Below are 25,119 nucleotides of genomic sequence, written 5' to 3' on the forward strand. Positions count from 1 at the left end.
CGACTCGAACCTCCGCCTCCTCGATACGCTCTCCCGGTGTCTCAGAGACCCATAGTTTGAATTGGAAGTCTCCCACTAGACTCACCCGCATGGATTCGGGAGAATCGACCGGACACGTACCGCTGATCGGGCTATCGACTGCCGGCGGCAACGACGGGGGTTCGGCCAGGACACCAACCGATGAGTAGTCACGGTGAACGATCGCCGGAAGCCGAACTCGGCTTACTCGACGCGACGATGATCGGGATGGGCGCGATGATCGGCGCCGGGATCTTCGTTCTGACGGGGCTCGCCGCCGAAATCGCCGGCCCCGCCGCACTCCTCGTGTTCGTCCTCAACGGTGTCGTCACCGCCTTCACGGCGCTGTCGTACGCCGAGTTGGCCTCGGCGATCCCCAAGAGCGGCGGCGGGTACGCCTTCGTCAGGGAGGTGTTCGCCGACCTCCCGTCGTTCATCATGGGGTGGTTGCTCTGGTTCGCATACATGGTCGCCGGTGGCCTGTACGCGCTCGGTTTCGCGCCGAACTTCCTGGAGCTCCTCCACGTCTATGGCATCACGGCTCCGCCCAGCGAGGTCGGCGCGGTCGCCGTCCCGGTCATCGACGTTGGGATTCCCGTCGGCATCGGGTTAGCGTTCGGTGCCGTCCTGCTGCTGGTGTCGTTGAACGCCGCCTCGACAGCCGCGAGCGGGAGCGTCGAGACGATATTCACGGCGATCAAAGTCAGCATCTTGGTCGTGTTCGTCGGCTACGGCGTCACGTCGCCACAGTTCTCCGGGGCGGAGTTCCAGCCGCTGTTCCCGGGGGAAAAGACCGCCCTCAGTATCCTCCCCGCGATGGGGTTGACCTTCATCGCCTTCGAGGGGTACGACCTCATCACGACGGTCACCGAGGAGGTCAAGAACCCCCGGGAGAACATCCCGAAAGCCATCTTCATCAGCCTGGCCGTGACGCTAGTCGTCTACGTCGCCGTGGTCAGCGTGGCCATCGGGACCCTCGGATCGGTCGGTCTCGCCGACGCCGGCGAGGCCGGAATCGCCCAGGCGGCGACCAGTTTCATGCCATCGTTCCCGGTCATCGGCAACGGCGGCGCGGTCATCGTCTTCGGCGCGGTGTTTTCGACGCTTACGGCACTAAACGCCGTGGTCATCGCCTCCTCCCGGGTGGCGTTCTCGATGGGACGCGAAGGGCAGTTGCTCCCCTCGTTTGGCCAGATCCATCACCGGTTCGGAACCCCCTTCTGGGCCATCATCGCTAGTGCAGTGGTGATGTTGAGTTCCGTCGTGTTGCCGACCCAGAGCGCGGGGAACATGTCCAGCCTCTTTTTCCTGCTCTCGTTTGTCATCGTCAACGGCTCGGTGATCAAACTCAGACGGGAACGCCCGGACATGGCACGCCCGTACGAACTGCCGTACTACCCGATCACACCGATCCTCGGCATCGCACTGAATCTGCTGTTGACCGGGGTGCTAGTGGTCTATCTACTCCGGACGGACGTGCTCGCACTGCTACTCAGCGTAGGCTGGGTGGCGCTCGGTATCCTCGCGTACTACGGACTCAGAGCGCTCGGGGACTCCGAAGAGGGGACCGGTCAGCAGACGGCAGTCGCGGAGGACGATTAACTATGACCCAGGACAAATCAGTACTCATCGTCGGCGGTGGACGTGTCGGCTTCCAGACAGCGGAACTGCTCGCCGACCGCGGACACAAGATAACGATCATCGAGCGCGATCCCGCCACCTGTGAGGCACTGACCGACGAGTGGATGGCGACAGTCATCCAGGGCGACGCCACGAACCCCGAGATCCTCGCCCAGGGCGGGCTGGAGAAAGCCGACGTCGTCGCCGGCTTGACCGGACAGAGTGGCGTGAACCTCGCGGTCTGTATGATGGCGACGCGGCTGTCGCCGGACGCGAGAACCGTTGCGCGGATCGATCACGGGGACGGTGCCGGCTACAAGCAGTTCGTCGACGCCATCGTCTACCCCGAGCGAGCGGGGGCACGTGTCGCCGCAAACGAGATCGTCGGCAGCGACGTCCAGACACTGGCCGATGTCACAGGAACACTCGACATCATGGAGGTGCTCGTCGAGGAGGGCGCGCCGGCCGCCGGGAAGCGGCTCGCCGACGTCCGGTTCCCCGCTGGAACGCTCGTTATCTCCGACGACGACGGTGAACGGGTCGCACAACCCGATACGGAACTCCGTCCCGGTCGTCGGTACGTCGTCGCCGTCGAACCGGATGTCGTCGACGAGGTCATGAACCTCCTCCGAGGGTGACCTGCCGCCAATAGCGTCGATCGTCTCCGGTCAGGCACGCCAGCTCTCCCCGGAGCTTTGCGGATTGGTCTGCTGTCTTCGTTCTCCCAGTACCCGGTTGATCAGGGTACCGGTGGCTTCTATGGTCACTCAGAAGCGGTGAGCGAGAGCAGTGGTCCCCCGGGTGACCCGCTACCACGGAGTTCTGTATAGCGATATACTATTTAAAATCAGCTTCCACTCGACGCGCCGAGCTTTTAGGAGTCCGGCGAGTACCGTCGTGTAATGGTCGAAAACGTCGCCCCCGTGGTTGCCGAACTGGAGCAGGACGACATCAACCTGCTGTCGGGGGTCGAACACGGGATGCGGTTCTCGGAGTACGTCGCCCGCGAGAAACTCGTCGAGTTCTCCCGACTGACGGCAGAGGAAGTCGACTACCGGTTGGACCGCTGTGAAGACCGCGGATTGGTCGAGCGCAAGACCATCCAGTACCAGGGGTTCAAGCTCACCTTCGAAGGGTACGACGCACTCGCGTTACACACCTTCGCCCAGCGCGAGACCCTCGAAGGCGTCGGGTCGCCCCTTGGTGTCGGGAAAGAAAGCGACGTCTACGAAGCTCAGTCGTACAAGCCACTGGCACTGAAGTTCCACCGCGAGGGGTACACGAACTTCCGGGAAGTGATGAAAGAGCGTGAGTACACCGCCGACCGGGAACACGTCTCCTGGCAGTACACTGCCCGCAAGGCCGCCGAACGGGAGTACGAAGCCCTGGAGACGCTGTATCCGGACGTGTCCGTCCCACAGCCCCTCGATACGAACCGCCACGCCATCGTCATGGAAAAGATCGACGGCGTCGAACTCTCCCGGACCAAACTCTCGGAGGAACAGGTAGTCCCAGTGCTCGAACTCGTCCTCGACGAGATGGCGGCGGCCTACGACGGCGGGTTCGTCCACGCCGACATGAGCGAATACAACGTCTTCGTCACCGAGCAAGGCGTCGTCGTCTTCGACTGGCCACAGGCAGTCCCGACGGACCACGAGAACGCCCGGGAACTGCTGACCCGTGACGTCGAGAACATCGTGAACTACTTCAAGCGGAAGTATCCCGCACTCGTCGGTGAGGTGCAGATCGACGACCTCACGGCGGCGATCGCTGGCGACGAGTTCGAGGAACTGGCTGCCTACGCCGAATAACCTCGTTTGCCCCCAATCTCGCAGACGCCGTGGCGGTTTCCGCGTCTTAAACCACATGTCGCGATATGAAATCCGCGATGTCGCAACCAAGTTTCTGAGGAGAGGCCAATTCCCGCCTGACTGTCGAGTCGATCTCTCCCCACGACTGGACGCCTAGCTTTCGTCTCGAACTTCTGTACGCTCTCGGTAGCGGGAATCGTGGGCGTGGAAGTACCGAGCACCAGTCGGGATAGCCATCGTCGAGAGGTCGGAGAGCTGATGATCGTCTGAGTGCAGCACAGAGATTCGACAGTCCGGAGTTGCTCTCGGAGAGTGAGTCGGACGAACGCCTCGGCCAGTCGGTTCATGCGTTCGGTCTATCTGCCGGTGAGGGATGGGCAACCGAGAATTTTTTGGCCGGCCTAAAGTTCGGAACGCTTTTGTAATTGTTAGGCAGACCTAAATTTATGGAGCGCGCTAACGACGGCGAGAACGCACCGACGCGGCGTGACTACATCAAGTACGGTGGGGCAATTGTGGGGACTGGGGTATTTGCCGGCTGTTCGGGCGCTCCCCAGTCGGAGTCTACAGAATCGGCCGCTCAGTCGACACAGACTGACAGTTCGGGGACGGATGCTGGGACTGGATGGGATGGGTCGTACACTGTCGAGATCGAACCGATGGGTGCGGTGGAATTCGACGGACCACCCGAGCGATGGACCGCGTTACTCCCGACTTTCGCGGATATGGCGTTCGCACTGGGCGGTGGACAGACGCTTGGTATTCAGAATCACGATCGGTTTGCGAACGAAGCCTTCGAAGGGCTTCCGGGTGTGGAATTCGACGCGGACGAGATCATAGAACTGGTTGACGACGGCGTGAATAAGGAACTGTTCTATAAGATGGACGCGGACGTGCATTTCATAGACCCACATCTGCTGCGGCTCTGGTACGACTGGGATCAGGGCGACGTCGATGAGGTCAAGCAAAACCTTGGGCCGTTTTTTGGCAATTTCATCCGTCGGCACAGTGACGACTGGCACGATTACCGCTACTACACCCTCTACGAGGCCTTCGAATTGATGGCCGAGGTCTTTCAGGCACAGGATCGTTACCAAGCATTCGTCGAACTCCACGAGCGTATGCTCGACTCGATCGAGGAGCACCTGCCGCCGGCCGAGCAGCGACCGACAGCCCTCCTCGTCTTTCCGGCCGACGGGTCGGGGTTCCAGTTCTACACGTTCCGGTTTGACGATGGCGGGGTCAGCACCAAGCAGTGGCGCGATCTCGGCCTCACCGACGCACTTGCGGCGACGGACGTGGGACACTATAGTTTCTCTGACAGGGGGACCCTCGATCTCGAAGCCTTGATCGAGATCGATCCCGAGGTACTACTGGTGCGAAACTACGGAGGGGCGTCGGAATCTGCGTTCCAAGAGGAGGTTGTCGAGCCACTACGAGAGGAAGACGGATCGAACGGCGTGCAGGCAGTCCAGGACGGTGCGGTCTACAGCGCTGGCTATCTCGACCAGGGACCGATCATCAACTTCTACCACACCGAACGGGCGGCAAAGGATATCTACTCGGATTTGTTCGAGGACGTGACGCTGTTCGACCGCGAACGCGTCGCAGAGATCGTCGCCGGGAATATCTGAGACGGTTTGCGAATACAGGACGCTCCGAAGAACGGCTTCTGTCTCGGACAGTGACACCGAACTGCTTGCGTTCGTGCTCGGTGGGGTTCACTCGGCGGTCCCGACTCGGCTCAGGAACGAACAGAGTGCGTCGGTGGCCGTGTCGAACAGCTGTTCGCCCTGCTCGGCGACATATCGAGTCCGCCATAGACCGGTACCTTACTGGCGTACTGGAACACTCCGGCGTTCAGCCCCAGACAGACTGACAGGGGAACAACGACCGCTGGAGGGCGACCGGAGCCGAGGCTTATTTTTAGGTTCGGCTAAAAACCGAAGCAGTTATGTATTTTTAGGTTAGCCAAAATCCATGGCGAGAGATGACAGAAGACAGCGTTCGTCGACTCGTAGAGAGTATCTGAAGTACGGGGGAGGAGTCCTCGGGACCGGCTTGCTCGCTGGTTGTACCGGGCGGTCAGACTCCGAGGTACCGGCGACCCGGACCGACACAGCGGACGCACCCGCAACGGAGACCACGATGTCGGAAGACCGGAGCTATTCGGTGACGATGTCGCCCGTCGGGACGGTCGAGTTCGAGCGCCCGCCGGAGACGGCGACGGTGTACGACGCGACGTGGGCCGACATCCTCGTGGGCCTCGGCCACGGTGACGCCGTCCTCTCGCTCGGGCATCCGGAGGGATATTACGCCGGCTACTACGACCAGCTCGACGGCGTCTCCTTCGACACGGGCGGACTTGCGCCGCTCTACAACGACGGGCTCGACAAGGAGCAGTTCTACGAACTCGATGCGGACGTCCACCACCTCGATCCCGTCAACATCGGGTACAGTGGCTGGTCGGGATGGTCGATGACGGACGTCGAAGAGATCGAAGAGAACATCGGCCCGTTCGTTGCGAACCGGTTGAGTCGCGCCCACGCCGAGCCGCCGGCGGAGTACGGCGGTGACTACGAGTACTACTCGCTCTGGGAGCTCACCGAGAAGCTCGGACAGGTCTACCGCGAAGCCGAGCGGGCGGCCGAATTGCAGGCGATCCGCGACGGTCTGGTCACCGAGATCACGGCCGACCTTCCGTCCCGGTCCGACCGCCCATCAGTCGGCCTTCTCGTGTTCTCCCCCGACGAGGAGACGTTCTCGCCGTACAAGATCAACGCACCGGGCTACGGGAAGGCCCAGTACCGGCCGTTCGGCGTCGAGGACGCCTTCGCCGACAGCGACAAGACGTACGCGGAGAACTACGAGGGGAGCTACGACATCGAAGGCCTCCTCGAAGTCGACCCCGACGTGATCGTTCACAACTGGGACATCGAGCCGTCGGACCGGACCCGCGCGATGCGGGCGTTCTTCGCCGACAACCCCGTCGCCCGGGAACTCACTGCCGTCCAGAACGACCGCGTCTACGTCGGCGGCACGCCCACGCAGGGGCCGGTCATGAACATCTTCCAGATCGAGATGACCGCAAAGCAGCTGTTCCCCGAACGGTTCGGCGAGTGGAACGGCGTCGGCGAACACAGCCCATCGGAACGGCTGTTCGACCGCCAGCGGCTCGCTGACAGTATCAACGGCGACAGCTGACTGATTGCTACCGAGACGAAGACGGCGGAGGCACCGACGCGACGTGGGACGTGAGTCGTGGCCGACCGGGCCGCCTATCCGTGCCCGGTCCAACTGGGGATATGACCGACGACGGCAGCGGGAGCCGACAGCGTGCGATCGAGGCACTGGCTCGCCGAGAGTACGAGCGGGCCGGCGACGAGTACACGCGAGCGGCCTGGCAGCGACTCGCAACACCGCGGGCGGGCCAGTCCCCGTTCGAACCGGACGAGAAGGGGTGGGTCGGCGCCGGACTGCAGTTTCTCTGTCTCGCCGGCGTCGCCTACCGGGTCGCCGGCCAGGACGGGCGGGCGACCCGCCGGGGTGTCGAGGGAGTCGCAGTCGCGAACGATCTCGAGCGCGGTCTCGACAAGCCCGTTCAGCGAGCCTGTCTCGACGAGTTCGCCGCGGACTTCCGGGCGATCGGGGGGATGGACGGCGTCGCTGACGCCTACCGCGAGGCCCGGTCGGCCTACGAGCGGGCCGGTGACAGCGTCGACAGCCCGCAGGCGGTCGGGACGACGCCGCTGTTCGAGGCCGCGGCCGCATCGCTCAAACAGGTCGCACGGAGCCTCGATGACGGCGAGATCGCCATCGCGTGGGAGGACCTCCACGGGAGCGACCCGGCGGACGCCGGCGGCTTCCTCGGCCACCGCGCCGACTACAAGCGACGGCGGTTCCCGAGCCTCCTGGAGCGGGTGGTCGAAGCTGGATACCTCGCGGCCCCGCGCGGGACGACCGAGTACGACAACGCGAACCACCGCTGTCCCGCCTGCGAGTCGACCGACGTCAACTGGGCGGCCGGCAACACCCTCTGTCTGCGCTGTTCGACGCCGGTCGAGCGGCGTTAGCCGAGCAGATCGTCCAGGCCCTCACCCAGCGACAGCGTCGGTTCGTACCCCAACTGTTCGCGGGCCCGCGAGATGTCCGGCCGGCTTTCGCGGATGTCGCCCGGTCGGGGATCGGTGTGGACGATGTCGGCGTCGGGATCGATCCGGTCCCGGATCGCCTCGGCGAGTTCGCGGATCGTCGTCCGCTGACCGGTCCCGACGTTGTAGGCACGGCCGACGGCGTCGGTGGTCGCCGCGAGCACGTTCGCCTGGACGATATCGTCGATGTGGACGAAGTCGCGGTACTGCTCCCCGTCGCCGTCGACAGTCAGCGGGCCGCCGTCCCGTGCCTGGTCGGTGAAGACGTTGATGACCCCGGCGTAGTCGCCGCCGGTCTGTCCGGGACCGTAGACGTTGAAGTACCGCAGCGGGACCGTCTCCAGGCCGTAGAGGTCGTGGTAGAGCCGACAGTAGTGGTCGCCGCTGAGCTTCTCCAATCCGTAGGGAGAACTTGGCTCTTTCCGGTCGTCCTCGGCGATGGGGATCGACTCTGGTGCGCCGTAGATCGCCGCGCTGGAGGCGAAGACGACCCGGGCGTCCGCACGACGGGCCGCCTCCAGGATCGAGAGCGTCGCGTCGACGTTCGTCGCGTGGCTCGTCTCCGGGTCCTCGACGGACTGGGCGACGCTGACGACGGCCGCCTCGTGGAAGACCAGATCGACGCCGTCCATGGCCGTCTCGACGGTGTCCCGGTCACGGATGTCGCCTTCGACGACCGTCGCACCGTCCGGACACCGCTCGCGCGACCCCGAGGAGAAGTCGTCCAGGATGCGGACCTCGTTGTCCGGGAGCAGTGCGTCGGCGATGTGACTCCCGATGAAGCCGCCGCCGCCGGTGACGAGTACCTGCCGGCCGGTTGGCGTCTGTGTCATTGTCCCGAGGATGTACCGGCCGGCGTAAATACTCGGTGGACCGCCGAGCCGTCACAGCATCCCGGTCACGCCCGTTTGCGGAGGCGTCCCCGGACGAACGGGCGGATCGGTGTCACACCGAGGGTGCGCCGTTCGAGTTCGAGTACGTCGAAGGCGGGGTGGGCCGCAAAGAGTGCCGCCGTCCGCCGGGTGAGGTGACAGCCACCGGCGAGTCGGCGCCACAGCGGCGCAACCGCTCGCTGGACGCGTTCGCGCCAGCCGTCGTCGGCGACGTGTTCGAGAAAGCGGAACTCGCCGCCGGGTTCGAGGACGCGTGCGACCTCGTCGAGCGCCCCCTCGGGGTCGCCGATCGTACAGAACACCATCGACGCGATCACCGTGTCGAACGTGTCGTCGGCGTACGGGAGGTCGGCCGCGCCCGCCGACCGGAGCGCAACCGCCAGCCCAAGCGATCGCGCTCGCTCGGCGGCCTGCCGTCGCATGTGCCCGTCGGGTTCGACAGCGTGGATGGCCGACCCACTGCCGGCCAGAAACGGGAACATCGCGCCGGTACCGGCCCCCAGGTCCAGCACCGTCTCCCCGAGGTCACGAGCGAGGTACTGGCGATGGGGGCGGAGCAGTGTCCGCTCGGCGACGGCAGTCACGGGGTCGTAGATCGCTGCGAACAGCGGATGGTCGGGACCGTCGGACACCGTCACCCCTCTGTCGTGCAGTCGGCGGCGCGTTCGGTTGCGGTCGCCTGTGGGTCGCTGAGCCGCTCGATCGCGTCTGCGACCGTGAACCAGTCGGAGGCCGTGTGCTCGTCGCTGAGTGAGACCGTCCGGTCCGTGACGCGACAGTGGTAGTAGACGGCGAATCGGCCTTCATCGGCCTCGTTTCGCCAGGAGGTCGCGTGAACCGGATCGTGGATGGTCGCATCCAGGCCGGTCTCCTCGACGATCTCGCGGTGGAGCCCATCCGGCACGTCGTCGTCGCTGACGTTGAGTCGTCCGCCCGGGAGCTCCCAGCCGCCGTCGGTCGCCCGCCGGAGGAGCAACACGTCCTCGTCGGCTGTCCGAAGCACCCCGCGGATGCTCACGGTCGCGTACAGATGGCGCTCAGTCATACACCACTGATGCGTCGAGCGGGGCCTGAAGCTGTCGGTGCAACGAACGTCTGCCGGTTTGTCGGCCGATTTTATACAGTGGGGTGCCCTCGTACCCGGTATGTTCGGAACGAGCGGCGTCCGTGGGCCCGTCGGGGAGACGATTACGGCAGCAGTGGCACTTGACATCGGCCGGGCGGTGGGAACCGACGCCGACCGCGTCGTCGTCGGCCGCGATGCTCGCGATTCGGGGCGGATGCTCCGTGACGCCGTCGTCGCCGGCCTCCAGGAGACCGGGACGGACGTCGTCGACGCCGGGATGGCAGCGACGCCGACGGTCGCCCGGGGGATCGAGCCACAGGACGCCGACGCGGGTATCGTGGTGACGGCGTCGCACAACCCCCCTGCGGACAACGGCCTGAAACTGTGGACGCCCTCCGGCCAGGCGTTCTCGACGGCGCAGCAGGACGAGATCGAAGCCCGGATCGAGGCCGGCGACTACGACCTCGCCGGCTGGGACCGACAGGGGACCTGCCGGGAGTGGCCGGACGCGAGCGCGGTCCACCGGCGTGCGCTCGTCGACGCGGGCCGGCGTGACGCCGACGAGGCCGGGGTTTCCCTCGACGGACTCTCGGTCGTCGTCGACCTCGGGAACGGGATGGGCGGTGTCGCAGCCGACGCCCTGTACGAACTCGGTGCCGACGTCGAGACGCTCAACGCCCAGCCCGACGGCCGGTTCCCGGGACGGCCCAGCGAGCCGACCGCCGAGACCTGCGAGACGCTCGCGAGGACCGTCGAGGCGACCGGCGCCGACCTCGGGATCGCCCACGACGGGGACGCCGACCGGATGATGGCCGTCGCCGACGGTGGGGAGTTCGTCCCCGGCGATCTGCTGTTGGCGATGTTCGGCCGCGAGGAGGCGGGAGACGGCGAGTCCGTCGCCGCACCCGTCGATACGAGCCTCGCGGTCGACGACGCGCTGGCCGAAGTCGGCGCCGACGTGGTCCGGACCCGGGTCGGCGACGTCTACGTCGCGGAACGGACCCGCGACGAGGGAGTCGCCTTCGGCGGGGAGCCCTCGGGGGCCTGGATCTTCCCCGCGGAGACGTACTGTCCCGACGGCCCCCTGGCCGGGGTGAAACTCGCCGTGTTGGCGGCGGCCGAGCCGCTCTCTGCACGGATCGACCGCATCGAGCGGTACCCGATCCGCCGGGCGACCGTCGAGACCGAGCGGAAGGAGGCGGTGATGGACGCCGTCGAGACAGAGATCAGGGCGGCGTACGACGACGTGACCGACCTCGACGGGCTTCGCGTCGGTACCGACGACGGCTGGTTCCTCGTTCGCCCCTCGGGCACCCAGGCACTCGTCCGGCTGACCGCCGAGTCCCGCGACCCCGAGCGTGCCGACGAGCTGCTGGCCGTGGCACGCTCGCTGCTGGACGACGCCATGGCGTGAAAGCGGGGTTTATCAGTCGACCCGACGAAGCGGAGGTGTGTACTCCCGGGACCACGCGCTGGGATCGCTGGCGCTCGCGGTCGTGCTCCTGTTGGCGACGACGCCACCCGGCCACCCGGCCGTCCTACTCGCCGTCGTCGTCGGTGTCGGCGTCGGAATCGACTTCGATCACTTCCTCGTCGCCTCCCTGAACACGGGATCGACGAAGAACCTCAGGCGAGTCCTCCGCTCCCCGAAGATCGTCTTCCTCGATCAGCGGGCGATCTTCGATCCGGACGACCTCTCGCCGCTCCAGCGCCTGCTCAGCCACGTCGTACTCGCCGGCCTGGCCGTCTTCGGGTTGGTCGCGCTGGGCGAGCACGGCTGGGCGACGGTCGTGGGGCTGACGCTGTATCTCCACGTCCTCTGTGATCTGATCGCCGACGTGCGGAACGAAGCGGGGACGGCAAGCAGCTAAGGCCCGCCGGTCCGACGCGTCGGTATGGAACTCGATCTCCTGGCAGCGGCCGACCTCGACCCGGAGCCCGGTGCGGTCGTCGACACGGAACTGGCGGTGACCGACGACGTCCTCGTGAAGGCGTTCGCGCTCGGGCCGGGGGCGGCGATCGATCCGCACGAACACGCCGGCGCGACGAACGTCTTCCACGTCGTCGACGGCACGGTCACGGTCACGCGCGACGGCGACGAAGCGACGATCACGGCACCCGGTGTCGTACTGAACGAGCGGGGCCAACTCCACGGCGCGCGCAACGAGACCGACACCGTGGCGGTCCTGACCGCGAGTCTCTGTCCGCTGCCGTAGCGTGGTCGGTGCGGTTATTGTCCTCACGCGAGAGGGCTAGGTATGGGACCGTCACCAGCGACGAACGGACTCCGGCAGCGACTCGAAGACGGCGGCGTCGCGCTCGGAATCCTCGACAACACGTACAGTCCGACGCTCGTGGAGTTCTACGGCGACCTGGGCGTCGACTACGTCTGGATCGATCTGGAACACGGCGGGCCGGACCCCTGGGACGCCACGAGCGTCGAGAACCTCCTGCGGGCCGCCGAGCGAAGCGGCGTGGAGTTGCTCGTCCGGCTTCCCGACACCGATCCGACGCTGGTCCGGAAGGCCCTGGACGTCGGCGTCAGGAGCCTCTTTCTCCCGCGCGTCGAGACAGCCACGGAGGTCGAGGCCGCTGTCCGGTCGGCGCGGTTCCGCTACGACGGTGACCCGGGCGACCGCGGGCTGGCAGCACCCCGAGCCAGACGCTGGGGGCTGGCAGAGGACTACGTCGAACAGGAGGACACCGAGACCCTCGTCGGAACCACGGTCGAGACGGCCGCCGCGGTCGAGAACATCGACGCTATCCTCGACGTCTCGGACCTGGGGTTCGTGTTCATCGGCCCGCTCGATCTGTCGGTCTCGCTCGGCCATCCCGGCGAACTGGACCACCCCGAAGTGGTGGACGCCGTCGAGACAGTCCGTGCGGCGGCCGTCGAAGCGGGCGTCCCGGTCGGTGGCCTGGGCTTCGGGATGGACGACGTCAACGAGAAGGCGGCCAACGGCTACCAGCTGCTGAACCTCGGATCGACGACGGGCGCGCTCCAGCGGACACTGACAGGATGGCTAGATTCCTACGACGGAACGTAGATCTCAGTTGCCCTGTGACTGGCCCTTCGCCTCGTCGATCGCAGCGCGGCCGTGGCCTCAGAGCCAGTCGGTCTCGGGATCGATGCGGTTCGGCGGCGTCTCGCCGGCGAAGGACGCCCGGAGGTTCTCGGCGACGGTCGCGTTCAGCTCCTCGCGGGCTTCGACGGAGTACCAGCCCGCGTGGGGCGTCACGAGACAGTTGTCGAGGCCGACGAGCGGGTTGTCCTCGGCCGGCGGTTCCTGCCGGAGCACGTCGATCCCCGCGGCCGCGATCTCGCCGCCGGTCAGCGCGTCGGCCAAGGCCCGTTCGTCGACCAGCCCGCCACGGCCGGTGTTGACGAGGATCGCGTGGTCCTGCATGGCCGTGAAGGCATCGGCGTCCGCCATTCCCTCGGTCTCGTCGGTCAGGGGCGCGTGCAGGGAGACGTAATCGGCCCGCTCGTACAGTTCGTCGAGGGTGACCTTCTCGACGTCGTCCTCGGCCATCTCGTCGGCGTCGACGTAGGGATCGTAGGCGATCACGTCGAGATCGAACCCGCTGAGCTGTTGCCGGGTCCGCCGGGCGATCGGTCCGTAGGAGACGAGCCCGAGCGTCCGGCCGGCCAGACGGTGGATTGCCCGACCGCGATTCCAGTCCCAGTTACCGGCCCGGACATCCCGGTCGTAGGCAGCGACGTCACGGATACAGTCGAGCAGGAGCGTCACGGTGTGGGTGGCGACTTCGTCGGTACAGTAGGTCGGGACGTTCGTCACGGTGACCCCGTTGCGGGCCGCCGCCGGTACGTCGATGTTGTCGATGCCGACGCCCGCGCGGGCGACGATACTGAGCTGGTCCAACTCGTCGAGAACCGCCGCAGTCACCGGCGTGTTCACATCGACGACGACGGCATCGGCACCGGTCGCGGCGGCACGGAACGCCGCTTCGTCGGTCGTGTCCGCGGCGACGACCTCGGTGTCGAGTTCGGCGCGGAGCAACGCTACGTCGATCATCGGATCGTCACTGGCGACCACTCGTGGCATACACGTTACATCGGCTCGCCGGTATATAACGGCCTCCGGTCTTCCCACCTGATAGGAACCGCGTGTGGGAGTCGGCGGTGATTCGACTACCGGACCAGAATCCGTATTTACCGTGCGGAGCCAACACGGGATATGGACCGCCGTTCGTTCCTCCGTGCCGGCAGCACTGTGACGGTCGCCGCCGTCGCCGGCTGTCTCGGTGGACTCGAAACACAGAGCACTCGCGCGCCCCCGCTGGTCGAGGACCGCCCAGACGCCGTCTACTACCCGACCCACCTCGAAGGGATGGAGATGGTCGGGACCACGGAGACCGGCGACTACGCCTTCGGGTTGATGTACAGCTATCCCCACCGTTTCTGGAACATCAACGGGAGTTCCGGATCGATGACCCCGATCGACTCCGACGACGACGTCCACCTGATGTCGGTGGTCTGGGACCCCCAGACGGGAATGGTGCTGCCCGATACCGGGCTGACCGTCGAGATCTACCAGGACGACTCGCTGGTCTCCCAGGAGACGATCTACCCGATGCTCTCCCAGCCGATGGGGTTTCACTACGGCGCGAACTTCGGCCTGGACGGGGACGGCGACTACCGGGTCGTCCTCAGCGTCGGCGCGATGTCGACACGGCGGACCGGGAGCTTCGTCGACCGGTTCGGCGAGCCGACGACCGCCGAAATCCCCTTTTCCTACAGCCAGTCCACTCGGGACGAACTCACGTACCGGACACTCGACAACGCGGGTGAACCCGGCGCCGTCGAACCGATGGAGATGGAGATGTTGCCCGATTCGTTCGCCCCGACCGAAGACGAACTGCCCGGGACGGTACGGGGGACGGCGATGAGCAACGACGCTCGACTGCTCGTGACGACGCTCGACGCGCCGCCGGCCGGGGTCGACGCCGAGGGCAGCTACGTCGCCGTCTCGGCACGGACCCGCTACAACCGGATGGTGATTCCGGCGATGGGACTGTCGGGGACGCTGACCAGCGACGGCGAGACGGTGTACGACGGACGGTTCCGGCGGACGCTCGATCCGGACCTGGGCTATCATTACGGTGCCGTCGTCGACGACGTCGCGTCGGGAGACGACCTCGCGCTGACGGTGACCGCACAGCCACAGACTGCCCGCCACGAGGGGTACGAGATGGCCTTCGGCGGCCTGCTGGGCGAGATGCCCGACGTGTCCCTGACGCTCTCGTGACCGGGTGACACACCAGCGACGGTTCGAACATCTTAAGGGGACTACCCGGAAAGTACCTTCAACTCGCTGGCGGACGGGCACCAGCGGGCACCTGTGTGTACAGGTCGGGATGTGAGTCCCGCTCGGGACTTGAACCACGCAACGCCCGTGGTGAGACACCATGGCACGAAGTGCATACTCCTACATTCGAGACGCCTGGAAGAACCCGGGCGACGGAAAGCTCGCGGAACTACAGTGGCAGCGACAACAGGACTGGCGCAACGAGGGCGCAGTCGAGCGCATCGAGCGCCCGACCCGCCTCGACAAGGCCCGTTCGCAGGGCTACAAGGCGAAACAGGGCGTCGTCGTCGCCCGCGTCTCCGTCCGCAAGGGCGGGGCCCGCAAACAGCGGTTCACGGCCGGGCGCCGCAGCAAGCGCCAGGGCGTGACCCGCATCACCCGCCGGAAGGACATCCAGCGCGTCGCCGAGGAGCGCGCCGCACGGGTCTACCCGAACCTTCGGGTGCTCAACAGCTACTCCGTCGGTCAGGACGGCCGACAGAAGTGGCACGAGATCATCCTCGTCGACCCGGAACATCCGGCCATCGAGAACGACGACGATCTCTCGTGGATCTGTGACGACGACCACACGGACCGCGTCTTCCGTGGCCTGACCGGCGCCGGCAAGCGAAACCGCGGCCTCGGCGAGAAGGGCAAGGGCACCGAGAAGACCCGGCCGTCCCTGCGCGCGAACCGCGGTAAGGGCAAGTAACGCCCCCGTAACGCTGTTTTCGGTTCGTCACGGTTCCGATCCCAGTGGCGACACGACCTCACTCCAGATACGACCGGTCGACCGGCTGACCGCGGTACATCACGGTGTCGTCGGCATCGCCGTCCTCGTCTGTCTCCTCGGTTCCGTCGCCACTGGAGCCCTCGCCGTCGGTCGCAACGGGAGTGTCGTGGGCCGTGTGTCCAGGGAGAGGTTCGCCCCGGTAGGTGAGCACACTCGCTGCGGTGTCGGCGTCGCCGTCCGCCGATTCCGCGAGCCGTTGGCGGATATACTCGGTTGTCTGTTCCAAGAGATCTTCGTCGGTTCCGCGATCGAGCCAGCAGTGGTAGATCCGGTCCGGCGTGCGGATTTCGAGCCGGTTTGCCAGAAAGCCGGTGTGGTACTCGACATCGGCGACACTGGCGTGTGGAATCTCGACGACAGTGTCGTCGGGACGCGTCCCGACGAGACAGAGCGTCCGACGGCCCGTGACGAGAACGACCGTCCCCCTGTCGTCGTCGGGCGGGGTCCGATCGCGCTTCAGCCCGATCGCCAGCCCGCGTTTGGCGTCGGTCAGGACGTATGCCGGTGCTTCGGTGTCGTCGAGGTACGCAACGGGTGGGTCGCCGACCAGACGGGAGCCAGTGAAATCCGGGCCACCCCCCAGTAGAATGTCCGTGGTCACGGACGGATGGGGTGCCATCTGAGCCATCATCTCGGCTCGTTCCGTGGCCGACTGGTCAGCCATCATCGATCCCCCAGCCGTACGGCCGGCGCCCGCTCCGAACGCATCCCGCACTCATGGCGATCACTCACTGCTCGTGTCTTGCGAGCGGGGCATGCTAAACCTACTCCTATTATCCATTAATCAATACGAGGCGCAGAACCGACCAACTGGGAACGGTTCGCGTCACCGACATCGATCGTCGTCGACAATCGGCGATAGCAGCGTTGAGCCCCGGGAACCGTCGCCCACCGATCAAGAGCAAGGGGAGACCGACTGTGTTGGCGCAAAACTCCCTTATATTGATGGAATGTGGCTAGATAGTTCGTAGATGTGCGTATTATTTCCGGAGAAGCGTTATATCCTCGCATTCGAGAGGTCGCTGATGAGATGATCGGGCAGACTAACCCGGAGACGAGCTGTAGTATGGACGAACGCCTGGCACTGTACTCACGTCGGCGACCGAGCGCCGACAGCCGCGGCCGGGTACTGACGACCGGCTGTCGGGAGGAGGACTGATCCGATGGTCGACCTGGGGACGCTCGCCAGCGGAGTCAACACGATCTGGATACTGACCGTCTCGTTTCTCATCTTCTTCATGCAGCCCGGGTTCGCGATGCTAGAGGCCGGGCAAGTCCGGGCAAAGAACGTCGCGAACGTCCTCATGAAGAACCTGATGGACTGGGGGATGGGCGTGCTCGTGTACTTCCTGGTCGGCCTCGGGATCGCGGGGCTGGCGGGCGGGCTCACGTCACCGGGTAGCTACGACCTGGCAAGCGCGTTCTCGTATATCGGCGATCCGACCCAGTGGGTCGACTGGCTGTTCAGCGCCGTCTTCGCCATGACGGCCGCGACCATCGTCAGCGGTGCGGTCGCCGAACGGATCAAGTTCAAGGCGTACGTGATCTACTCGATCGCGCTCACCGCGATCATCTATCCAGTCATCCAGGGGTTCGCGTGGGGCGGCGGACTGCTCTCCGCGGACGGGTTTCTCGGCATGGCGCTGGGCGTCGGCTACCAGGACTTCGCCGGTGCGACCGTCGTCCACATGCTGGGCGGCCTGGCAGGTCTGGTCGGTGCCTGGATGGTCGGGCCACGCCGCGGCCGGTTCGACGGGACGGGCACGAGCCGACCGATCCCCGGCCACTCGCTGACGTTTACCGTGCTGGGAACCTTCATCCTCGCATTCGGCTGGTACGGCTTCAACGTCGGGACCCAGGCGACGGTCCTGGCAGCCGAGAACGGGCAATTGGCGTTCAACGCTGCCGTGCTCGGCCGTGTCGCACTCAACACGACGCTGGGAATGGGCGCGGGTGCGGTCGCTGCGGCGCTGACCACCGCCTACACGAAGGGCAAACCCGACCCGCTGTTCACTGCGAACGGGCTGCTCGCCGGGCTGGTCGCCGTTACCGGTGCCGTCCCACACGTCACGTGGTACGGTGGGCTCGTCCTGGGTATCCTCGCGGGCATCCAGACCCCGCTGGTCTACCACTTCGTCGTCAACCGGCTGAAGATCGACGACGTCTGTGGCGTCTTTGCTGTCCACGGGAGCGCCGGCGCGCTGGGGACGTGGTTGATCCCGGTGTTCGCCGTCAGCGGGTTCTCCGCGATGCAACTGGTCGCACAGACGGTGGGGATCGTCACCATCGCGGTGTGGACCGTCGTCAGCACGTGGATAGTTTTCACGCTCGCGGACGTGACCGTCGGCCTCCGTGTCGACAGGGAAGCAGAGTCGACCGGCCTCGACCGGATCGAACACGGCTACACCGCCTATCCCGAGTTCGTCGATAGGAGTAGCGACGGACAGTCGTCCCCCGAACCAGCGGGCGACAACCCCCCTGCCGACGATTGAACGGCTTCGGACGGGGGCGAGGCGTTGCCCCTGGTCGGCCCGGACGGACTACGACCAGATGCTCTGCTCCAGGTCGGTCCGGACAGACTACGACCAGATGCTCTGCTCCAGATCGGCCCGGACGGACTACGACCAGACGCTCTGCTCCCGATCCATCACCGTCACCACCACAACGTGGGGGAGCGTGACGACGGCGATGAACACCAGGTACAGGGCGACGGCTTCGGGAACCGTCTCCGGTCGGTTCGGAACGACCAGAGAGAGCCCGCCCAGTAGTGCGAGCGAGACGAGCGTCAGCGGTGCCGCATCCCGGGCGAACTGCAGGAACGCGGTCCGAACGTCACCGGCCTCGATGGCTGTAACTGCGGTGTCGTCGACGGCAAGCAACCGTACGACGTGGCGCAGCGAGTGCCACAGACAGAAGTAGAACCCGATGGCTACCACCGGCGGGACGAGCGCGAAGTACGCGATCAGTCCCACCGTCTCACCGGCGTCGAGCAGCCACGGCCGGACGCTGTCCGCCCGGGCGTAGCCGACAACCAAGACGGCGACGACGAGGACGCCGTAGCCGATCGCGAGAGCTGCTCTGACCTGCGGCCGGAACGCCCACTGGAGCGCCGTCACCGCTGTCGGTGCGAACAGGCCAACCAGATCGGTCGCGACGCGACGGTACCACTCCGGGAACGAAAGCAGCGGGACCAACATCGGGAGTCCACCCCGGACGGCGACGGTAGCGAGTCGCTGTGGAACCGACTCCAAGTGGTCGACACCGGCCAGCGCCACCAACGCGTAGAGATCGCCCTGACCCCAATGGAACCACGTGACGAGGATGAACACGACGAACGCGAGCGCAGGCGCGAGAAACCACGCGACTGCGTAGGCACCACCCACCACGCCGTAGAGGGCGACCACACGGGCGATCGCCCGGTAAGTCGGTTCTCGGCCGCGTGCGCGCGCTACCGCCAGATGGTCGACGGCACCGTGGGGTAGTCCCAGGAGAACCGCGCTGACGATCAGTGGGAGATACTGGAGCGAGAGCGGGACAGACACGCCGGCGAGAAACGGGACAACGAGGACAACGATCACCCAGGAAGGAACCATCCCGGTATCCCGGAGCGTCTCGCGGGTGCGCTCGGGGAATCGCGTCACGACCATCTATCGACCACCCAGACGTAGAGGACGATCCCCTGGACGACGAACAGCGACGTCAACAGGAAGAAGACGGCTTCCTCGATCGGTAGCCCGAGTCCCGGGAGTTCCAGCCCGGTCGTGTACCGGTCCGAGAGCGACCAGATGTTCAGCGCCAGCGCGACGCTGTCGATCAACCAGAGGTAGCCGGTTGGGACCAGCGTCCCGACGGCGACGGTCCGCCACTCCCGGCGGAGGAACTGCCAGCCGAAGGCCCACTGGATCGCGAGGATCGGCGCACTCCAGGCCAACAGCGATCCGAGGTACAGCCCGCTGGACCGGTCGAGGAGAGCGAGGCCCGAGATTCCTACGAGGGCTGCTGCCAGGAAGCCGACGGCACGGACCCGCACCGGCGTCCGCAACGACGGCGTCGTGTCGACCCGGAAGCGAGCGAGCCAGAGGCCGACCAGGAACGGTTGTAACAGGAAGAAGAGATACTCCCCCAGCGGCGCACGGAACCCGCGGACGAGGACCGTCCCCTCACCGTACCACCAGACGCCGCGTCCGATGAGGTAGTTGTCCCAGGGGGTCGTGTACACGAGCGCGAGTCCGGCCAGCAATGCCGTGGCCGTGAGGACAGTCCGGCGGCTAGCGAGTCGGTACGGGGTCGTCAGTACCAGTCCCACGACCACCGGGACGACGAACAGCGCGTGGAACTGGAGATAGGTGAGCAGGGCTGTCATCGACCCGGTCGGAGAGTCCTCACCCGCGCCAGGTCGGCTGTCCCGGGCTAGTGACCTCGGCCGGAACTGTCCCGGGCGACTGTTCGGAGACGGCACTGACCGCGTAGAACGTCGCCTCGGGATCACCGTTTCGGCGCCAGTGCCACCAGGTCCGGGCCAACAGCCAGAGCCGGCGACGGCGGGTCAGTTCGGGCGTCTCCGAGAGGACGTCGTACCCACGGTTACGGATGAGACGGTGGTGTTCGGCGTACAGTACTGCCGACAGCAGAACGCCGAACTGACAGTCCTCGGGGAGATACCGGATGCCGGCGACTCCCTCTCGGTACAGCTCTTCGGTCCGGGCCAACTCCGTCTGCATCACCGCGCGGAACCCCTCGTCGACCTCGGCGTCGCCCAGTTGCTCTTCGGTGACGCCGTGGTGCTCCAGCGTCTCCTGTGGGAGGTAGACCCGGCCGTAATCGTGGATATCCTCGCGGACATCCCGGAGGAAGTTCGTCAACTGGAACGCCTCGGCCAGTGCCTGGGCGTGTGGGAGCGCCGTCTCTTTCTCCGGCGGGTCCATCACCATCGTCATCATGTTCCCGACCGCGACGGCGGAGCCACGCATGTACTCACGGAGGTCCTCGAACGTCTCGTACCGCGCCTGGGCGATGTCCATCTCCATGGCGTCGATGAAGACGTTGACCTCCTCGTCGGGGATGTCGTGATCCTCACGGAGCTGCTGGAAGGCCGCGAGGACCGCACCCTCGTCGGAGTCCTCGGGCTCCCGGTTGCCAAGCGCCATCTCCCGGAACTCTTCGAGCCGCTCGTGTTGGACGTTCGGGGGCGGCCCGTCCCGTTGGTCGACGACGTCGTCGGCGACCCGGAAGAAGGCGTACATCACGTAGGTCGGATGGCGGGTTCGCTCGGGGAGCAGACGGGTCGCGAGGTGGAACGTTCGGCCCGTTCGTTGCTGGATCGACTTGCTGGCCTGGATATTATCAGATTGCATTGAATTACAGGATCGGTCAGTACGCGAGTCGTGCCTCTGGGGCAGGCATCGAAAGCGCCGTTCGAACGTTCGAAGCGGTTCCTCCCAGCGGTCTCGCGGTCCGTTCCGGACTGGGATACCCTCGGTCGGAGGGGAACACCGAACGCGGCGTTCCGCTGGAATCCAGATGACACGTCATCTACATGCAAATAGTGGTACTGCGACTTTAAGCTGTGTACCCAACTACTTTGGAGGAGACGTGCAGTCGTCTCCCGCGAGTGGGTTACCGGGACTCGAACACCGCTGTCAGGAGCTTTCGTTCGCCCGCACGGAGATGCTGGTGGAACGTCGACGGCGTGATATCCATCGACGCCGCGAGTTCGTCTCCCGAGACCTCACGGGGCCACTCGAAGAACCCGCCGAGGTACCCCTTCCTGAGCGCGGCCAGTTGCCGGTTCGTCAGGTCCTCCTCGACTGACGTGAGAAACGCCTTTCTGGTCGTCGGCGGTTCGTCCCGCTCCTGGACCGAGAGGAGCTCCGTGTTCGGGTGGTGGTCCCGGACGTGCTCGACGACGGCACGGGTCGCTGTCTCGGCCGAGAGCGTCGCCGTGAACGTCGCCCGGCCCGGTTCGACGACGATGTCCGTCGTCTCGGCACCGCGGTCGGCCAACAGCGAGACAACCGGCGGATCGGCGACGGTAAACTCGAACAGCGACGTCTCGTCACCCGAGGAGACGTGGGTCACAGCAGTGACCTGCGGGTGGTCGGCGGCGAGGGCACAGACCGCCGACGGGTCGTCCGTGGTGACGTTGAAGAACATGACCGTCTCGTCCTCGTCGGCGACACTCCCGCCGTACTCCATCCGACAGTCCAGTTCCGCCGCGACGCCGACGAAGAAGACATCCTCGTCGGCGATCTGGAGTTCGAGTTCGGTGACGTTGTCGGCAGTCAACACCCGGCTGGTCTCGATGGCGTCGATCGCCTTCGAGGCCGCCTGCCCGATCACACCGAGGATGGCCCGCTCGCGGGGGTCAAACACGTCGATACTGTCGGCATAAACTGTCAGAACCCCGTACAGCGACTCGCCGGAAGCCAGCGGGACAGCCGCCATCGATCCCGCTTCCATGCCGGCGATCCCTGCGTGGGTGTCGCCGAACTCCCCTGTCACCGTCTGGATCTCCCGGGTCCGAGCGGCAGTCGCGACCGGGTCGTCGGCCTCGATGGAGATCCCAGCAGTCGCGTCCGGCGATCCGGCCGTCGGTTCCAGCGTCTCCCGCCGGATGTCGAAGCCCGCGATCCAGGCCACCTGGTAGGACTCGACCGTCTCGACACGGTCACAGATCGTCCGCTCGACTTCCTCACGGGAGTCGGCCGACATCACGTCGTCGAGGACGGCGTGGACGAGGCCGTCGATCCGCGACAGGAGGTGTTCGAGGTCCTGGCGCTGGGCATCGAGCTGTTCGCTCCGGCGGTCGGCCGCGAGTTCCGCGAGCTTCCGCTGTGTGATGTCGATGTGTGCGATGACGACGCTGCCGGCCTCCTGTTGTGGGAGCGGGGCGACCCGCATGAGGAACCACTGCTGTTTCTCGGGCGTGTGACAGGGGTACTCCAGCGTGAACAGCTCTTCCTCCCCGTCGATGACCGACTTGATCCCGTCGACGGCCGCCTGTGCGTACTCGTCGGCCTCGACGTCGGTCGTCTCGAAGTAGTTGACCCCCTCGATCTCCTCGTCTTCGACCCCGGAGAACTCCCGCCAGGCCCGGTTGGTAAAGAGGATCGTCCCGTCCTCGTCCAACACCGCGATGTTCATCGGCAGCGTGTCCAGCGTCGACCGCGCGAGTGTCTGTGATGCCCTCATGGCGAATCCGGCCACCGGTGAATGGTGTCGATGCACACACTACTGCTGGCCAGCGGATAAATCGTGGGGTCGCCAGCCACCCCGACCGGGGGGAAAGGCTATTACGGAGTGGTCGCTACCGCCAGGTATGTTCGGGTCCCGGACCGACCGGCAGACGGTGACCTGCATCGGCTGTGGCGAGAGCGTCGCACGGTCGGACGCCCGCGAGTACGACAAGCACGGTAATCGGTGGGAGCGACACGAGAAAGAGTTCGAGTTCTTCTGTACCGACTGTTTCAGCGACCTCTGTCGACAGCCACGCGAGGGATTGGAGACGACACTCGATGCGGCCGGTGCCGGTGAGACCGATCGGGAGACCTTTCTGGAACGCTATCGGGAACTCTCCGAGGAACGCAACGTCGAGCGGTAGGCCCCGACAGTCCTAACTACACCCTGGTCGTAGCCGGCCCTATGACTACCGACGACGCCCAGGCGGCGGCCGGCACCGCCGAAGGGCAGGGCCCCGTCGAGATCGACGAGGAGATGGCCCGACACTTAGAGAACAAACGCGAGGAACTGTTCGAGAAGTTCGGTATCCCCGACGAGTTCCCGCCGGAAGTCCTCGAAGAGGCGAAGGCACGGACCCAGGACGTCGACAACGAGATCCGCGAGGAGATCGACGACCGCGAGGACCTCCGGGAGATGACGACCTGGACGACCGACCCCATCGATGCCCAGGACTTCGACGACGCCATCTCCGTCGAGGAACGCGACGACGAGTACGTCCTCTGGGTCCACATCGCCGACGTGACCCACTACGTCAACCCCGACACCGCGATGTGGGACGAAGCTGTCGAGCGGGGCAACACCGTCTATCTCCCGGCCTACACAGTCCACATGCTGCCGCCGGTGCTGGCCGAGACCGTCTGCTCGCTGGTCCCCAACGAGGAACGGCTTGCTCACACCGTCGAGATGCACCTCGACAAGGAGAACTTGGGCTACGAGAACATCGAGATCTACAAGTCAGTCATCGAGAGCGACGCTCGCCTGACCTACACGGAGGCCGAGCGACTGCTGGACGATCCAGACAGCGCCGCGGACCTGCTGGAGGACCAGTCGGTCGACCTGGCCGAGAAGACCGAACTCGTCTGGGAACTGGCCGACCGGATGCACGAACAGCGCAAAGAAGACGGCTCGCTCGTGCTCAACCCGGCCCGGGACCGCGCCCACACCATCATCGAGGAGTGCATGCTCAAGGCCAACAAGGCCGTCACACACGAACTGATGTGGGACCGCGGGGTCGAGGCGATGTATCGGGTCCACCCCCAGCCCAGTCCCGACGAGTGGGACGAGGCGCTCGTCGAGATCCAGGAACTGGACGGCGTCTCGATCCCCGGCAGCACGTGGGACGACCCCCGGAAGGCAGTCAACGCGACGCTGGAGCAGGCCCCCGGACGCCAACTGGACAAGATCCAGTGGGCCGTGATGAAGGTGATGCCACGCGCGAAGTACATGAACGACCCCTTCGGCGGCCACCACGCGCTGAACTTCGAGATCTACGGCCACTTCACCTCGCCGATCCGGCGTCTCTCGGACCTCATCAACCACTGGATCGTCTACACCAACGACGTGCCCGAGGATCTGATCGCGCTGTGTGATCGGGCCAGCGACCGCCAGAAGGACGCCGAACAGTGCGAGCGGGAGTACAAGAACTTCCTCCAGGAGGTCGGTCTGGACCCCTCGGCGGTCAACAACCGCGGGATCGAAATCGTCGACGGCGAGGACGGGAGCGACGGAGACGGGCGCGACGAGGAGTAACGAGTCAGGCACCCGTCTCTGCTGCATCGAGGTGTTCTCTGCTCCACTCCCGGAGTTGGTCGATCACCGGTTGCAGCGCCTCACCGGCGGCCGTCAGCGAGTACTCGACCCTGACCGGTTTGTCGTCGATCACCTCGCGGGTGACCAGGCCGGCCTCCTGAAGTTCGTCCAGACACTCCGAGAGTACCTTGTCCGAGATCCCGTCCAGTCGGGCCTTCAGTTCGTTGAACCCCAGGGGACCGTCGGTCAGCAGTGTCGTGATCAACAGCGGATGCCACTTGCGGCCGAGGATCGCCGTCGCCCGGCGGATGCCGTCGTGCTCACACGGGTGGTAGTCTCGTGTCTCCGGCTCACCGGCCATACTATCAGTTCAAAACCACACGTAAAATAGGTATTGCTGTCGACACGAGTTGCGGGGGACTGTCCGACCCCGGTCGTCCGTTGTGATATCACGGCTTACCCCGGCACCA

Annotated in this window: 26 protein-coding genes; 16 read left to right on the forward strand and 10 right to left on the reverse strand. The window is 65.6% G+C overall.

The genetic code is table 11. From position 1 onward, the window contains the following. Positions 1-180 precede the first annotated feature (180 nt). From P0204_RS07230 to P0204_RS07255, 6 genes are all read left to right on the forward strand, one after another. Complete coding sequence (locus P0204_RS07230; RefSeq protein WP_276222931.1) at positions 181-1,620, forward strand: APC family permease; 1,440 nt, start codon at positions 181-183, stop codon at positions 1,618-1,620. A gap of 2 nt (positions 1,621-1,622) precedes the next feature. Then, a complete protein-coding gene (locus P0204_RS07235) occupies positions 1,623-2,276 on the forward strand; it encodes a potassium channel family protein (RefSeq protein WP_276222933.1) in 654 nt (217 codons plus the stop codon). Positions 2,277-2,540: 264 nt separating this feature from the next. Continuing rightward, the gene (locus P0204_RS07240; protein WP_276222935.1) at positions 2,541-3,449 is read left to right on the forward strand and encodes a serine/threonine-protein kinase RIO2; all 909 of its coding nucleotides are present in this window, start codon (positions 2,541-2,543) and stop codon (positions 3,447-3,449) included. Between the two features lie 659 nt (positions 3,450-4,108). Continuing rightward, a complete protein-coding gene (locus P0204_RS07245) occupies positions 4,109-5,083 on the forward strand; it encodes an ABC transporter substrate-binding protein (protein WP_379801715.1) in 975 nt (324 codons plus the stop codon). Positions 5,084-5,597: 514 nt separating this feature from the next. Continuing rightward, the gene (locus tag P0204_RS07250; RefSeq protein WP_276222939.1) at positions 5,598-6,653 is read left to right on the forward strand and encodes an ABC transporter substrate-binding protein; all 1,056 of its coding nucleotides are present in this window, start codon (positions 5,598-5,600) and stop codon (positions 6,651-6,653) included. Between the two features lie 101 nt (positions 6,654-6,754). Beyond that, positions 6,755-7,522, forward strand: a complete 768-nt coding sequence (locus P0204_RS07255) for a hypothetical protein (RefSeq protein ID WP_276222940.1) — start codon at positions 6,755-6,757, stop codon at positions 7,520-7,522. Here P0204_RS07255 and P0204_RS07260 read toward each other — a convergent pair. From P0204_RS07260 to P0204_RS07270, 3 genes are all read right to left on the reverse strand, one after another. Next, on the reverse strand, positions 7,519-8,433 hold the full coding sequence (locus P0204_RS07260) for an NAD-dependent epimerase/dehydratase family protein (RefSeq protein ID WP_276222942.1): 915 nt from the start codon (positions 8,431-8,433) through the stop codon (positions 7,519-7,521). The two genes, P0204_RS07255 and P0204_RS07260, sit on opposite strands and share 4 nt — an antisense overlap. A 65-nt stretch (positions 8,434-8,498) precedes the next feature. Beyond that, positions 8,499-9,131 carry a class I SAM-dependent methyltransferase gene (locus P0204_RS07265; RefSeq protein WP_276222944.1) on the reverse strand — a complete coding sequence of 211 codons (633 nt, stop codon included), beginning with the start codon at positions 9,129-9,131 and terminating at the stop codon, positions 8,499-8,501. Continuing rightward, on the reverse strand, positions 9,128-9,538 hold the full coding sequence (locus tag P0204_RS07270) for an NUDIX hydrolase (RefSeq protein WP_276222945.1): 411 nt from the start codon (positions 9,536-9,538) through the stop codon (positions 9,128-9,130). The genes P0204_RS07265 and P0204_RS07270 overlap by 4 nt, the downstream gene beginning before the upstream one ends. Positions 9,539-9,638: 100 nt before the next feature. Here P0204_RS07270 and glmM point away from each other — a divergent pair, with 100 nt between their 5' ends. The 4 genes from glmM to P0204_RS07290 are packed head-to-tail and all read left to right on the forward strand — an operon-like array spanning position 9,639 to position 12,606. Next, complete coding sequence (gene glmM / locus P0204_RS07275; protein WP_276222947.1) at positions 9,639-10,973, forward strand: phosphoglucosamine mutase; 1,335 nt, start codon at positions 9,639-9,641, stop codon at positions 10,971-10,973. A 37-nt stretch (positions 10,974-11,010) separates the two neighbouring features. Next, complete coding sequence (locus tag P0204_RS07280) at positions 11,011-11,430, forward strand: hypothetical protein (RefSeq protein WP_276222949.1); 420 nt, start codon at positions 11,011-11,013, stop codon at positions 11,428-11,430. A 24-nt stretch (positions 11,431-11,454) separates the two neighbouring features. Beyond that, entirely contained in the window at positions 11,455-11,775 is a 321-nt protein-coding gene (locus P0204_RS07285) for a cupin domain-containing protein (protein WP_276222951.1), read from the forward strand. Between the two features lie 42 nt (positions 11,776-11,817). Then, positions 11,818-12,606 carry an HpcH/HpaI aldolase family protein gene (locus P0204_RS07290; protein WP_276222953.1) on the forward strand — a complete coding sequence of 263 codons (789 nt, stop codon included), beginning with the start codon at positions 11,818-11,820 and terminating at the stop codon, positions 12,604-12,606. Positions 12,607-12,663: 57 nt separating this feature from the next. Here P0204_RS07290 and P0204_RS07295 read toward each other — a convergent pair whose 3' ends face one another. Continuing rightward, a complete protein-coding gene (locus tag P0204_RS07295; protein WP_276222955.1) occupies positions 12,664-13,626 on the reverse strand; it encodes a C-terminal binding protein in 963 nt (320 codons plus the stop codon). A gap of 132 nt (positions 13,627-13,758) precedes the next feature. Between P0204_RS07295 and P0204_RS07300 the strand changes: the two genes are divergently transcribed. Beyond that, positions 13,759-14,829 carry an iron transporter gene (locus P0204_RS07300; RefSeq protein ID WP_276222956.1) on the forward strand — a complete coding sequence of 357 codons (1,071 nt, stop codon included), beginning with the start codon at positions 13,759-13,761 and terminating at the stop codon, positions 14,827-14,829. 160 nt (positions 14,830-14,989) lie between these two features. After that, complete coding sequence (locus tag P0204_RS07305) at positions 14,990-15,580, forward strand: 50S ribosomal protein L15e (RefSeq protein WP_276222958.1); 591 nt, start codon at positions 14,990-14,992, stop codon at positions 15,578-15,580. Between the two features lie 58 nt (positions 15,581-15,638). Here P0204_RS07305 and P0204_RS07310 read toward each other — a convergent pair whose 3' ends face one another. Beyond that, positions 15,639-16,325: a hypothetical protein gene (locus P0204_RS07310; protein WP_276222960.1), complete on the reverse strand. Its 687-nt coding sequence runs from the start codon at positions 16,323-16,325 to the stop codon at positions 15,639-15,641. 366 nt (positions 16,326-16,691) lie between these two features. Between P0204_RS07310 and P0204_RS07315 the strand changes: the two genes are divergently transcribed. Both P0204_RS07315 and P0204_RS07320 read left to right on the forward strand, forming a co-directional pair. Next, on the forward strand, positions 16,692-16,820 hold the full coding sequence (locus P0204_RS07315) for a hypothetical protein (protein WP_276222962.1): 129 nt from the start codon (positions 16,692-16,694) through the stop codon (positions 16,818-16,820). Between the two features lie 4 nt (positions 16,821-16,824). Beyond that, positions 16,825-18,153, forward strand: coding sequence for an ammonium transporter (locus P0204_RS07320; protein WP_276222964.1), 1,329 nt, complete (start codon positions 16,825-16,827; stop codon positions 18,151-18,153). A gap of 126 nt (positions 18,154-18,279) precedes the next feature. Here P0204_RS07320 and P0204_RS07325 read toward each other — a convergent pair whose 3' ends face one another. From P0204_RS07325 to P0204_RS07340, 4 genes are all read right to left on the reverse strand, one after another. Continuing rightward, entirely contained in the window at positions 18,280-19,254 is a 975-nt protein-coding gene (locus P0204_RS07325) for a Brp/Blh family beta-carotene 15,15'-dioxygenase (protein WP_379801714.1), read from the reverse strand. Positions 19,255-19,298: 44 nt separating this feature from the next. Next, a complete protein-coding gene (locus tag P0204_RS07330; protein ID WP_276222968.1) occupies positions 19,299-20,024 on the reverse strand; it encodes a lycopene cyclase domain-containing protein in 726 nt (241 codons plus the stop codon). Positions 20,025-20,043: 19 nt separating this feature from the next. Next, positions 20,044-21,015 carry a phytoene/squalene synthase family protein gene (locus P0204_RS07335; protein ID WP_276222970.1) on the reverse strand — a complete coding sequence of 324 codons (972 nt, stop codon included), beginning with the start codon at positions 21,013-21,015 and terminating at the stop codon, positions 20,044-20,046. A 262-nt stretch (positions 21,016-21,277) separates the two neighbouring features. Further along, positions 21,278-22,852 (reverse strand): bacterio-opsin activator domain-containing protein, encoded by a 1,575-nt coding sequence (locus tag P0204_RS07340; protein ID WP_276222971.1) that lies wholly within the window; start codon positions 22,850-22,852, stop codon positions 21,278-21,280. A 127-nt stretch (positions 22,853-22,979) separates the two neighbouring features. Here P0204_RS07340 and P0204_RS07345 point away from each other — a divergent pair, with 127 nt between their 5' ends. After that, positions 22,980-23,261: a DUF7562 family protein gene (locus P0204_RS07345; RefSeq protein ID WP_276222972.1), complete on the forward strand. Its 282-nt coding sequence runs from the start codon at positions 22,980-22,982 to the stop codon at positions 23,259-23,261. Positions 23,262-23,302: 41 nt separating this feature from the next. Next, the gene (locus P0204_RS07350) at positions 23,303-24,649 is read left to right on the forward strand and encodes an RNB domain-containing ribonuclease (protein WP_276222973.1); all 1,347 of its coding nucleotides are present in this window, start codon (positions 23,303-23,305) and stop codon (positions 24,647-24,649) included. 4 nt (positions 24,650-24,653) lie between these two features. Here the strand turns inward: P0204_RS07350 and P0204_RS07355 are convergent, their stop codons facing one another. Beyond that, positions 24,654-25,010: a winged helix-turn-helix transcriptional regulator gene (locus P0204_RS07355; protein WP_276222975.1), complete on the reverse strand. Its 357-nt coding sequence runs from the start codon at positions 25,008-25,010 to the stop codon at positions 24,654-24,656. Positions 25,011-25,119 lie beyond the last annotated feature (109 nt).

Origin of the sequence: Haloarcula halophila (genome assembly GCF_029278565.1) — an archaeon.
In the GTDB taxonomy this organism is placed as follows: Archaea; Halobacteriota; Halobacteria; order Halobacteriales; family Haloarculaceae; genus Haloarcula; species Haloarcula halophila.

What these genes read in the sequence shown, in the direction of transcription:
- P0204_RS07230 (WP_276222931.1), top strand. Translation starts at nt 181, where the DNA reads ATGAGTAGTCACGGTGAACGATCGCCGGAAGCCGAACTCGGCTTACTC.
- P0204_RS07235 (WP_276222933.1), top strand. Translation starts at nt 1,623, where the DNA reads ATGACCCAGGACAAATCAGTACTCATCGTCGGCGGTGGACGTGTCGGC.
- P0204_RS07240 (WP_276222935.1), top strand. Translation starts at nt 2,541, where the DNA reads ATGGTCGAAAACGTCGCCCCCGTGGTTGCCGAACTGGAGCAGGACGAC.
- P0204_RS07245 (WP_379801715.1), top strand. Translation starts at nt 4,109, where the DNA reads ATGGGTGCGGTGGAATTCGACGGACCACCCGAGCGATGGACCGCGTTA.
- P0204_RS07250 (WP_276222939.1), top strand. Translation starts at nt 5,598, where the DNA reads ATGTCGGAAGACCGGAGCTATTCGGTGACGATGTCGCCCGTCGGGACG.
- P0204_RS07255 (WP_276222940.1), top strand. Translation starts at nt 6,755, where the DNA reads ATGACCGACGACGGCAGCGGGAGCCGACAGCGTGCGATCGAGGCACTG.
- P0204_RS07260 (WP_276222942.1), bottom strand. Translation starts at nt 8,433, where the DNA reads ATGACACAGACGCCAACCGGCCGGCAGGTACTCGTCACCGGCGGCGGC.
- P0204_RS07270 (WP_276222945.1), bottom strand. Translation starts at nt 9,538, where the DNA reads ATGACTGAGCGCCATCTGTACGCGACCGTGAGCATCCGCGGGGTGCTT.
- glmM (WP_276222947.1), top strand. Translation starts at nt 9,639, where the DNA reads ATGTTCGGAACGAGCGGCGTCCGTGGGCCCGTCGGGGAGACGATTACG.
- P0204_RS07285 (WP_276222951.1), top strand. Translation starts at nt 11,455, where the DNA reads ATGGAACTCGATCTCCTGGCAGCGGCCGACCTCGACCCGGAGCCCGGT.
- P0204_RS07290 (WP_276222953.1), top strand. Translation starts at nt 11,818, where the DNA reads ATGGGACCGTCACCAGCGACGAACGGACTCCGGCAGCGACTCGAAGAC.
- P0204_RS07295 (WP_276222955.1), bottom strand. Translation starts at nt 13,626, where the DNA reads ATGCCACGAGTGGTCGCCAGTGACGATCCGATGATCGACGTAGCGTTG.
- P0204_RS07300 (WP_276222956.1), top strand. Translation starts at nt 13,759, where the DNA reads ATGGACCGCCGTTCGTTCCTCCGTGCCGGCAGCACTGTGACGGTCGCC.
- P0204_RS07305 (WP_276222958.1), top strand. Translation starts at nt 14,990, where the DNA reads ATGGCACGAAGTGCATACTCCTACATTCGAGACGCCTGGAAGAACCCG.
- P0204_RS07310 (WP_276222960.1), bottom strand. Translation starts at nt 16,325, where the DNA reads ATGGCTGACCAGTCGGCCACGGAACGAGCCGAGATGATGGCTCAGATG.
- P0204_RS07315 (WP_276222962.1), top strand. Translation starts at nt 16,692, where the DNA reads ATGATCGGGCAGACTAACCCGGAGACGAGCTGTAGTATGGACGAACGC.
- P0204_RS07320 (WP_276222964.1), top strand. Translation starts at nt 16,825, where the DNA reads ATGGTCGACCTGGGGACGCTCGCCAGCGGAGTCAACACGATCTGGATA.
- P0204_RS07325 (WP_379801714.1), bottom strand. Translation starts at nt 19,254, where the DNA reads ATGGTTCCTTCCTGGGTGATCGTTGTCCTCGTTGTCCCGTTTCTCGCC.
- P0204_RS07330 (WP_276222968.1), bottom strand. Translation starts at nt 20,024, where the DNA reads ATGACAGCCCTGCTCACCTATCTCCAGTTCCACGCGCTGTTCGTCGTC.
- P0204_RS07335 (WP_276222970.1), bottom strand. Translation starts at nt 21,015, where the DNA reads ATGCAATCTGATAATATCCAGGCCAGCAAGTCGATCCAGCAACGAACG.
- P0204_RS07340 (WP_276222971.1), bottom strand. Translation starts at nt 22,852, where the DNA reads ATGAGGGCATCACAGACACTCGCGCGGTCGACGCTGGACACGCTGCCG.
- P0204_RS07345 (WP_276222972.1), top strand. Translation starts at nt 22,980, where the DNA reads ATGTTCGGGTCCCGGACCGACCGGCAGACGGTGACCTGCATCGGCTGT.
- P0204_RS07350 (WP_276222973.1), top strand. Translation starts at nt 23,303, where the DNA reads ATGACTACCGACGACGCCCAGGCGGCGGCCGGCACCGCCGAAGGGCAG.
- P0204_RS07355 (WP_276222975.1), bottom strand. Translation starts at nt 25,010, where the DNA reads ATGGCCGGTGAGCCGGAGACACGAGACTACCACCCGTGTGAGCACGAC.